General features: G+C 72.0%; 8 protein-coding genes. 4 read left to right on the top strand and 4 right to left on the bottom strand.

Annotation, left to right across the window (positions count from 1 at the left end; translation table 11 throughout):
- Positions 1–6 precede the first annotated feature (6 nt).
- Positions 7–234, top strand: a complete 228-nt coding sequence (locus VA596_RS40865) for a nucleotide disphospho-sugar-binding domain-containing protein (protein ID WP_410171967.1) — start codon at positions 7–9, stop codon at positions 232–234.
- Positions 235–297: 63 nt separating this feature from the next.
- Here VA596_RS40865 and VA596_RS40860 read toward each other — a convergent pair whose 3' ends face one another.
- Genes VA596_RS40860 through VA596_RS40850 form a run of 3 tightly spaced genes read right to left on the bottom strand, consistent with a single transcriptional unit; the run spans position 298 to position 2,449 of the window.
- On the bottom strand, positions 298–1,077 hold the full coding sequence (locus VA596_RS40860) for a purine-nucleoside phosphorylase (protein WP_323334804.1): 780 nt from the start codon (positions 1,075–1,077) through the stop codon (positions 298–300).
- Positions 1,074–1,493, bottom strand: a complete 420-nt coding sequence (locus VA596_RS40855; RefSeq protein ID WP_323334802.1) for an ABA4-like family protein — start codon at positions 1,491–1,493, stop codon at positions 1,074–1,076. The genes VA596_RS40860 and VA596_RS40855 overlap by 4 nt, the downstream gene beginning before the upstream one ends.
- Positions 1,493–2,449 carry a hypothetical protein gene (locus VA596_RS40850; protein WP_323334800.1) on the bottom strand — a complete coding sequence of 319 codons (957 nt, stop codon included), beginning with the start codon at positions 2,447–2,449 and terminating at the stop codon, positions 1,493–1,495. Before VA596_RS40850 ends, VA596_RS40855 begins: the two co-directional genes overlap by 1 nt.
- 131 nt (positions 2,450–2,580) lie before the next feature.
- Here VA596_RS40850 and VA596_RS40845 point away from each other — a divergent pair, with 131 nt between their 5' ends.
- Positions 2,581–3,210, top strand: coding sequence for a MerR family transcriptional regulator (locus VA596_RS40845; protein ID WP_323334798.1), 630 nt, complete (start codon positions 2,581–2,583; stop codon positions 3,208–3,210).
- Between the two features lie 8 nt (positions 3,211–3,218).
- Here VA596_RS40845 and VA596_RS40840 read toward each other — a convergent pair whose 3' ends face one another.
- Entirely contained in the window at positions 3,219–4,928 is a 1,710-nt protein-coding gene (locus VA596_RS40840; RefSeq protein WP_410171966.1) for a serine/threonine-protein kinase, read from the bottom strand.
- A gap of 124 nt (positions 4,929–5,052) precedes the next feature.
- On the opposite strand from VA596_RS40840, the gene VA596_RS40835 reads away from it, so the two are divergent.
- Positions 5,053–6,888 carry a methylmalonyl-CoA mutase family protein gene (locus tag VA596_RS40835; RefSeq protein ID WP_323334794.1) on the top strand — a complete coding sequence of 612 codons (1,836 nt, stop codon included), beginning with the start codon at positions 5,053–5,055 and terminating at the stop codon, positions 6,886–6,888.
- Positions 6,885–9,053 (top strand): methylmalonyl-CoA mutase, encoded by a 2,169-nt coding sequence (gene scpA, locus VA596_RS40830; protein ID WP_323334792.1) that lies wholly within the window; start codon positions 6,885–6,887, stop codon positions 9,051–9,053. The genes VA596_RS40835 and scpA overlap by 4 nt, the downstream gene beginning before the upstream one ends.
- The last annotated feature ends 1 nt before the right edge of the window (position 9,054 follow it).

Genomic DNA, 9,054 nt, shown 5'->3' with positions numbered 1-9,054 from the left:
GGGGGGGTGGTCGGCTCGGGGGGGGACGGCGCCGGGGGGGCGGGGGGGGTGCGCGGGGGGGGGGGGGGCGCCCGCCTGCTCGCCGCCGAGGTCACCCCGGACGCCGTCGCGGAGAAGGCCCGCCACCTGCTGACGGACTCGTCCGTCCGCGACGCGGCCCGCGCGCTGGCCGCGGAGGTCGCGGCGATGCCGTCCCCGGCCGAAGTCGCCGCGCAGCTCCCGTCGTTCGCCTGAAAGCCGTGAAGGCCTCCTTCCCGGCCATAAGAGCTGGTAATGAGGCCTTCGCGGCTGTTGCGGTCAGGCGCGGGCGACCAGGTCGCGCAGCAGGGAGCCCATGCGGGTCGCGGCCGCGCGGCCGGCTTCCAGCACCTCTTCGTGGTTGAGCGGCTCGCCCGTCATACCCGCGGCCAGGTTCGTCACCAGCGAGAGGCCGAAGACCTCGACGCCGGCGGCGCGGGCCGCGATGGCCTCCAGGACCGTCGACATGCCGACGAGATCCGCGCCCAGCGTGCGCAGCATGTGGATCTCGGCGGGCGTCTCGAAGTGCGGCCCGGTCAGGCCCGCGTAGACGCCTTCCTCGAGCGACGGGTCGATCTCCTTCGCGAGAGAACGCAGCCGCGCCGAGTAGAGGTCCGTCAGGTCGACGAAGTTCGCGCCGACGATCGGCGACCGCGCCGTCAGGTTGAGGTGGTCGGAGATCAGCACCGGCTGCCCGACCTGGAAGCCGTGGCGCAGCCCGCCGGCCGCGTTGGTCAGCAGCACCGTCCGGGCGCCGGCGGCCGCGGCGGTGCGCACGTTGTGCACCACCGGGTCGATGCCCTTGCCCTCGTAGAAGTGCGTGCGGCCGAGCAGGATCAGCGCCCGGCGGTCGCCGACGCGCACCGAGCGCACCGTCCCGCCGTGGCCGACCGCGCTCGGCGCTTCGAACCCGGGCAGGTCGCCCAGCGGGATCTCCGCTTCGGGCTCCCCGATGACGTCCGCGGCCGGGCGCCAGCCCGAACCGAGCACGACGGCGATGTCGTGCTTGTCCACCCCAGTGCGGTCGGCGATGACGGCCGCGGCTTCCTGTGCGCTCATGCCCGCGAGCGTATCCGGACGCTCCGGACAGCCAGGAACACCACCAGCCCGAACGGCGAAAGGAAGATCGTCAGCAGCAGGATCGGGCTGACGATCCACGGCGAGATCTCCAGCGAGCGGGCCTCGAAGTACATCCACCGCGCGATGAACAGGTCGAACGCGATGAGGTGCGCCCAGACGAGCCCGGCGCCCCACGGCGTGGCGAGGATCGACTGCAGCACGCCGAGGTCGGGCCGGAGCATCGCCCGCCCCCACTCCGCGAAGTGCGGCAGGACGAGCCCGAAGTAGCAGACCAGCGGCAGCAGCGGCACCCACGGCGACCGCATGATCCGGGCCGTCCACTGCCACTTCGGCAGCAGGATCATGAGCGCCCAGAACGGCGTCGCCAGCGGGAACGCCCAGGTGAACAGGGCCATCACGCGGCCACCCGGGCCGGGGCCCGCACGACGGCCCACGCGCTCAGCCCGACGGCGGCGGCCAGCGCGGCGGCCGCGCTCAGCGTCAGGCCGTCCGGGTGGACGATCGACTGCGCCCGCAGCGCCTGCCAGGTGACCAGCGCGATCAGGCCCGCGTAGCCGGCGGCGCCGATCAGGACGAGCCGCGCGCGGACGACGTCGTCGCGCAGGCGCGGGAACCGCGAGGTCAGGGCCAGCAGCGCGATCGCGAGCAGCGGCAGGGCCTGCAGGGCGTGCATCCCGACGAAGTGCGGGATCCGCAGGTCGCCGCCGACCGTGCTCCAGCCGAGGATCGGCAGGCCGGGGCCGCCGTCGCCGAGGCCGACCGTGTGCGCGCCGACCATGTCCGGCGTGCCGCCGGACTTCCACTGCGCCAGCTGCTGCGCGGTCGGGCTCGTCATGAGCATGCCGAGCGAGATCCCGGCGAGCGACAGGACGGCGCCGGCGCGCACGGCCCAGAAGCTCGCGCGGTCGGCGACCTTGGTGAACATGACCAGGACGGTCAGCGCGAACGTCGCGGACCAGAGGCCGATGATCATCTTGCCCATGACGTCGTAGATCGTGGCGTCCAGCGGGGTCGAGTTGTTGAAGTGGCTCGCCCGGCCGCGGGCGGCCTGGAACACCAGCAGGACGTACTCGCCGGTGAAGATCACCACGAGCGCGTTCGTCAGCCCGCTCGCGGTGCGGCGGAACCGCGGCAGCAGCGAGACCAGCCAGCTCCAAGTGAGGAAGTAGAGGCTGCCGGAGATCGCGAACTTGAGCGGCTTGGCCCAGATCGGCGCGCCTTCGAGGGTCCGGTGGTCGACGAGCAGCGCGGCGACGCAGAGCACGGCCACCACGCCGTAGACGGCGCCGGCGTAGCGCGACGGCGGGTGCCACCCGCGGGTTCTCGTCCGGAGATCGGCAAGGATGGTCATGGTTCCTCCCAGAACGGATAGTCAAGCTCTCCGTTATGGGAAGCTAAGCTATCCATGCTGAGAAGTCTTCAGGGTTGCCTCTGAAGCCGACCCCGGAATCGAATGCAGAATCGGAGCGGACACGCATGCGGATGGCCGAACTGAGCGCCGAGTCGGGGGTGCCGGTCGCGACCGTCAAGTACTACCTGCGCGAAGGCCTGCTGCCGCCGGGCGAGCGCACCAGCCCCAACCAGGCCCGGTACTCGGCGGCGCACGTCCAGCGGCTGCGGCTGATCAAGGCCCTCACCGAGGTCGGCGGGATGTCGCTGGCCTCGGTCGGCGCGGTGCTCGAAGCGATCGACGGCGACAAGACCCCGCACCGCACGATGGGCGTCGTCCAGGAGGAGCTGGCCGGTACCCCGCCGCAGGTCTCCGAAGAGGCCGCGCAGTGGGCGTGGGAGCTGCTCGACGGGATCGTCCGCCGCAACGGCTGGGGCGAGCTGAAGCGCAAGCACGTCGGGGTCGTGAACCTCGTCGCGGCGCTGGCCACGGCGAAGGAGCTGGGCCACGAGAAGCTGGCGGAGCGCCTCGAGGAGTACGCGCACCTGGCGCTGCGGGTCGCGGAGCTGGACGTCGACACGGTGACGGGCCTGACGTCGTTCGACAAGATCATCGAGGCCGGCCTGGTCGTGACGGTCCTGGGCGACCGCATCTTCGCGGGCCTGCGCCACCTCGGCCAGGAGCTGCTGTCCCGCGAGGTCCTCGGCGACGTTCCCGACTGACCGGGTCGTCAGCCGGCGATGGTCAGCGACTGGGCGACCGGCTCGAAGACGTCCTTGCGGGTCGCGTCCTCCTGCTCGGTCGGGGCGGTGACCGAGAAGACCCACAGGCTCGTACCCGCCTTGAGCAGGTTCATGAACGTCACGCGGGTGACGCTGGTCTCGGCGCCCCGGTCGGTCGTGCGGAAGGTCAGCGTGGTCCCGTTCGCCACCGGCTCCGGCGGGAGGAGGAAGAACCCGTCGGACGGGTAGAGCAGCTTCAGCTGGTCGATGTACGCCTGGTCGCTGGGGTAGTCGCCGAAGTAGTTCGCCAGCCGCTCCAGCCGGATCGCGCGGCGGCCGTCCTCCGAGACGTACTGGACGACCGTGCTCGCCCCGAAGCGCGAGTCGTGCGGGGCGACGAACTTCTGCCAGCCCTTCGGCACGCCGAGGCCGAACTCGCCGCCCCTCGCCCCGGTCGCCACGCCCGCGTCGCCGGACTGGCGCACCAGCTCGGGTGGCGGCAGCTCGGTGGTCCCGTTCGACGTCGGCCGCGGCTCGGCGGCCGGCGGCAGCAGCGGCTCCCCGCCGACCGTCCTGGCCAGCGCGAACCCGCCGCCGGCGGCGACCAGGAAGAGCAGGATCGCGACGCCGATGAGTGCGGCGGTGGCCGCGGTGCTGCGCCGGCCCGGCCGCGGCGCGGGTGGTGGCGGTGGCGGGACGTAGACGGTGGCCGCCGGCGGCTGCGGCGCCGCGGTGGGCGGCTTCAGGAACGGCAGCGGACCCGGGTCGGTCGCCAGCTCGGAGCTGGCCTCGGCCTTCTTCTCGACCTTCTCCGGCAGGACGGTCTTGATCACCTGCGTGTCGCTCGCGTCCGGCTGCGCGGACGTCTTCTTGCCGTCCGGCGTGCGGAACAGCTCGGGGCCGAACAGGTCGAGCGCGGTCTTCGTCTGCCGCGGGTACAGCCGGTGCCGGACGTCGCGCAGCGTGATCCGCTGGTCCGGCTCCTTCTTCATCAGCGCGGAGATGACGTCGGCGAGCGGCCCGGCCTTCGGCTTGGGCACCTTCCCGTTGACGACCTTGCCGACGGTCTCCAGCGGGTCGCCGTCGGCGTCGTACGGCGGGGCGCCCTCGACCGCGGCGAACAGCGTCGCGCCCAGGCCCCACAGGTCCGCGGCGGGCGTGACCGGACCGCCCGAGGCGACCTCCGGCGCGATGTAGGCGGGGGAGCCGAGCATGATCCCGGTGCGGGTCATGGTCGCTTCGGAGACGTTGCGGGCGATGCCGAAGTCGGTCAGCTTGATCCGGCCGTCGCTGGCCACGAGGACGTTGCCCGGCTTGACGTCGCGGTGGGTGATGCCGGCGGCGTGCGCGGCCTCCAGCGCGGACGCGACGGCGATGCCCATCGCGGCGGCCTGCTCGACGGTCAGCGGCCCGTGGTCGCGCAGGATGTGCGCCAGGCTGCGCGAGGGCAGCAGCTCCATCACCACGAACGGCTGATCGTTCTCGCGGGCGACGTCGTGCAGGATGATCACGTTCGGGTGAGACAGCACGGCGATCGCGCGGGCCTCGCGCAGAGTGCGTTCCCGCAGCTCGTCGGCCTGCGAAGAGGGGATGCCCGGCGGCACCTTCATCTCCTTGACGGCCACCTGGCGGTGCAGGAACTCGTCGTACGCCGACCAGACGGTGCCCATCGACCCGGAACCCAGCACCGAGCGCAGCCGGTAGCGACCGGCGACCAGTCGTGTCTCTTCGCTGGAGGGGGGCACCCGCCAATTGTGTCGTACCCGGATCCGACCCCTACCACCCCCAGGGGCGACCAGACTCACAGGTTCTCCGTGTCGAGTGCCTCTACCATCACTGGGTATGACTGAACTGGCCGGTCCGGAGTCAGCGCCGATCTCCGAACTCGACCTGGCGGCCGAGTTTCCCCAGGCGACACGGGTGCAGTGGCAGGAGCTCGTCGCCGGCGTCCTGCGCAAGAGCGGCAGGCTGCCGGAGGACTTCACGGGCGCCCCGGAGAGCAAGCTCGTCACGCGGACCTACGACGGGATCGAGATCCAGCCGTTGTACACGGCGGACGACGTACCCGCGGAAAGCGGCTTCCCCGGGCTGCCGCCGTTCGTGCGCGGCGCGCGGCCGCAGGGGCAGGTGACCACCGGCTGGGACGTGCGCGCCCGCTTCACCGGCACCGACGCGAAGGCCGTCAACAAGGCCGTCCTCGCCGACCTCGAAGGCGGCGTGACGTCGATCTGGCTGACCGTGGCGCCCGGCGCGGTGGCCGACGCGCTGAACGAGGTCTACCTCGACCTGGCACCGGTCGTCCTGGACGCCGGCGCCGACTACGAAGCCGCCGCCGACGCGCTGTTCGAACTGTTCGCCGAGCGGGAGATCCCGGCGAGCGAAGCCACCGCCGTGCTCGGCGCCGACCCGATCGGCCTCGCGGCCCGGACCGGGGCCGAGGTCGCGCTGGAGCCGGCCGCCGCGCTGGCCGCGCGTGTCGCCGCGAAGTACCCGAAGGTGCGCACGATCGTCGCCGACGGCCTCCCGTTCCACGAGGCGGGCGGCTCGGACGCGCAGGAGCTGGGCGCGCTGGTCGCCGCCGGCGTCACCTACCTGCGGGCCCTGACAGACGCGGGCCTGGACGCCGAAACGGCCGCTGGGCAGCTGGAGTTCCGGATCGCCGCGACCGCCGACCAGTTCTCGACCATCGCCAAGCTGCGCGCGGCCCGCCGCCTCTGGGCGCGCGTCGCCGAGGTGTGCGGCTTCTCCTCGCCGATGCGCCAGCACGCCGTGACGTCGCCGTCGATGCTGACCCAGCGCGACCCGTGGGTGAACATGCTGCGCACGACCGTCGCCTGCTTCGGCGCGGGGGTCGGCGGCGCGGACGCCGTCACGGTGCTGCCGTTCGACGCCGCGATCGGCCGGGCCGACGCGTTCTCCGCGCGGATCGCCCGCAACACCCACGCCGTGCTGCTGGAGGAGTCCAAGCTGGCCGGGGTGGTCGACCCGGCGGGCGGCTCCTGGTACGTCGAGAAGCTCACCGACGACTTCGCCCGCGTCGCGTGGGCCGAGTTCACCGCGATCGAAGGCGCGGGCGGCCTGGTCGCCGAGCTGGCGTCCGGCGCGCTCGCCGGCCGCCTCGCCGAGACGTGGGAGAAGCGCGCGAAGCGGCTCGCCACCCGGCGCGACCCGCTCACCGGCGTCAGCGAGTTCCCGAACCTGACCGAGAAGCCGGTGAAGCGCGAGCCGCTGGATCCTCCGGCGGAAGGCGGGTTGCCGCGGCACCGCTACGCCGAGGGTTTCGAGGCCCTGCGGGACGCGTCGGACGCGTACCTGGCCGCGCACGGCGCGCGGCCGAAAGTCTTCCTGGCCACGCTCGGCCCGGTCGCCGCGCACACCGCGCGGGCCGGGTTCGCCGCCAACCTGTTCCAGGCGGGCGGGATCGAAGCGGTCAACCCGGGCGCGACCGACGACCTGCCCGGCGCGTTCCGGGCGTCCGGCGCCAGGATCGCCTGCCTCTGCGGCACCGACGACGCCTACGCCGAGCAGGCCGCCGAGGTGGCCGCCTCGCTGGGCGCCGACCACGTTCTCTTGGCGGGCAAGGGGTCCTACGACGGCGTCGACGGCAACGTCTTCGCCGGTTGTGACGCCCTCGAAGTCCTCAACGGCCTGCACACCGAGCTGGGAGTCTCGCGATGACCATCCCCAACTTCGCCGACGTCGACCTCGGCACGCCGCCGCCCGCCGACCGGGAGACCTGGGCGCGCGCGGTGCAGGAAGCCACCGGCAAGGGCCCGGACGCGCTGGACTGGGAGACGCCCGAAGGCATCGGCGTCAAGCCGGTCTACACCGCCGCGGATCTGTCCGATGTGGACTTCCTGAACACGTACCCTGGCATCGCGCCCTACCTGCGCGGGCCGTACCCGACGATGTACGTCAACCAGCCCTGGACCATCCGCCAGTACGCCGGGTTCTCCACCGCCGAGGAGTCCAACGCCTTCTACCGCCGCAACCTCGCGGCCGGGCAGAAGGGCCTGTCGGTCGCCTTCGACCTGGCCACCCACCGCGGTTACGACTCCGACCACCCGCGCGTCTCCGGTGACGTCGGCATGGCGGGCGTCGCGATCGACTCCATCTACGACATGCGGCAGCTCTTCGACGGCATCCCGCTGGACAAGATGTCCGTGTCGATGACGATGAACGGCGCGGTGCTGCCGGTGCTCGCGCTGTACGTCGTCGCGGCCGAGGAGCAGGGGGTGAAGCCGGAGCAGCTCGCGGGGACCATCCAGAACGACATCCTCAAGGAGTTCATGGTCCGCAACACCTACATCTACCCGCCGCAGCCGTCGATGCGGGTCATCTCCGACATCTTCTCCTACACCTCGCAGCACATGCCGAAGTACAACTCGATCTCCATCTCCGGCTACCACATGCAGGAGGCCGGGGCGACCGCCGACCTCGAGCTGGCCTACACCCTCGCCGACGGCGTCGAGTACATCCGCGCGGGCACCGAGGCCGGGCTGGACGTCGACAAGTTCGCGCCGCGGCTGTCGTTCTTCTGGGCGATCGGGATGAACTTCTTCATGGAGGTCGCGAAACTGCGCGCGGCCCGGCTGATCTGGGCGAAGCTCGTGAAGGGCTTCGACCCGAAGTCGCAGAAATCGCTTTCGCTGCGGACGCACTCCCAGACGTCGGGCTGGTCGCTGACCGCCCAGGACGTCTACAACAACGTCGTGCGCACCTGCGTCGAGGCGATGGCCGCGACCCAGGGGCACACGCAGTCGTTGCACACCAACGCGTTGGACGAGGCGCTCGCGCTGCCGACCGACTTCTCCGCGCGCATCGCCCGCAACACGCAGCTCCTGCTGCAGCAGGAATCCGGCACCACGCGGGTGATCGACCCGTGGGGCGGCAGCGCCTTCGTCGAGAAGCTGACCTACGACCTCGCGCGCAAGGCGTGGGGCCACATCAGCGAGGTCGAGCAGGCCGGCGGTATGGCCAAGGCGATCGACGCGGGCATCCCGAAGCTGCGCATCGAGGAGGCCGCGGCCCGCACGCAGGCCCGGATCGACTCGGGACGGCAGCCGGTGATCGGCGTCAACAAGTACCAGGTCACGAGCGATGAAGACATCGAAGTCCTGAAGGTCGACAACGCCGGCGTCCGGACGCAGCAGCTGGAGAAGCTGCGGCGCCTTCGGGAAGAGCGTGATTCCGACGCCACCGAGGACGCGCTGCGGCGGCTCACCGAGGGCGCCGGGAACGGCGGCAACCTGCTGGAGCTGGGCATCAACGCGGCCCGCGCGAAGGCCACGGTCGGCGAGATCTCCGACGCGCTGGAGAAGCTCTGGGGCCGTCACTCCGGCCAGATCCGGACGATCTCGGGCGTCTACCGCGAAGAGGTGGGGAAGTCGCAGAACGTCGAAAAGGCCCGCTCGCTGGTCGAGGAGTTCGCCGCGGAAGAGGGCCGCCGGCCGCGGATCCTCGTCGCGAAGATGGGCCAGGACGGCCACGACCGCGGCCAGAAGGTGATCGCCACCGGCTTCGCCGACATCGGCTTCGACGTCGACGTCGGCCCGCTGTTCTCGACGCCGGCCGAGGTCGCCCGCCAGGCGATCGAGGCGGACGTCCACGTCGTCGGGGTGTCCTCGCTGGCCGCCGGGCACCTCTCGCTGGTGCCGGCGCTGCGGCACGAGCTCGCCGAGCTGGGCCGCGAGGACATCATGGTCGTGGTCGGCGGCGTCATCCCGCCGCAGGACTACCCGGCGCTGCGCGAGGCCGGGGCGGCGGCGATCTTCGGCCCCGGCACGGTGCTCGCGGACGCGGCCATCGACCTGCTCGGCCAGCTCTCGGCGCAGGAGTCCTGAG

The organism is Amycolatopsis heterodermiae (genome assembly GCF_034929455.1).
In the GTDB taxonomy this organism is placed as follows: Bacteria; Actinomycetota; Actinomycetes; order Mycobacteriales; family Pseudonocardiaceae; genus Amycolatopsis; species Amycolatopsis heterodermiae.
Note: the sequence above shows the minus strand (reverse complement) of the source record. Positions and strands in the feature narration are given on the sequence as shown.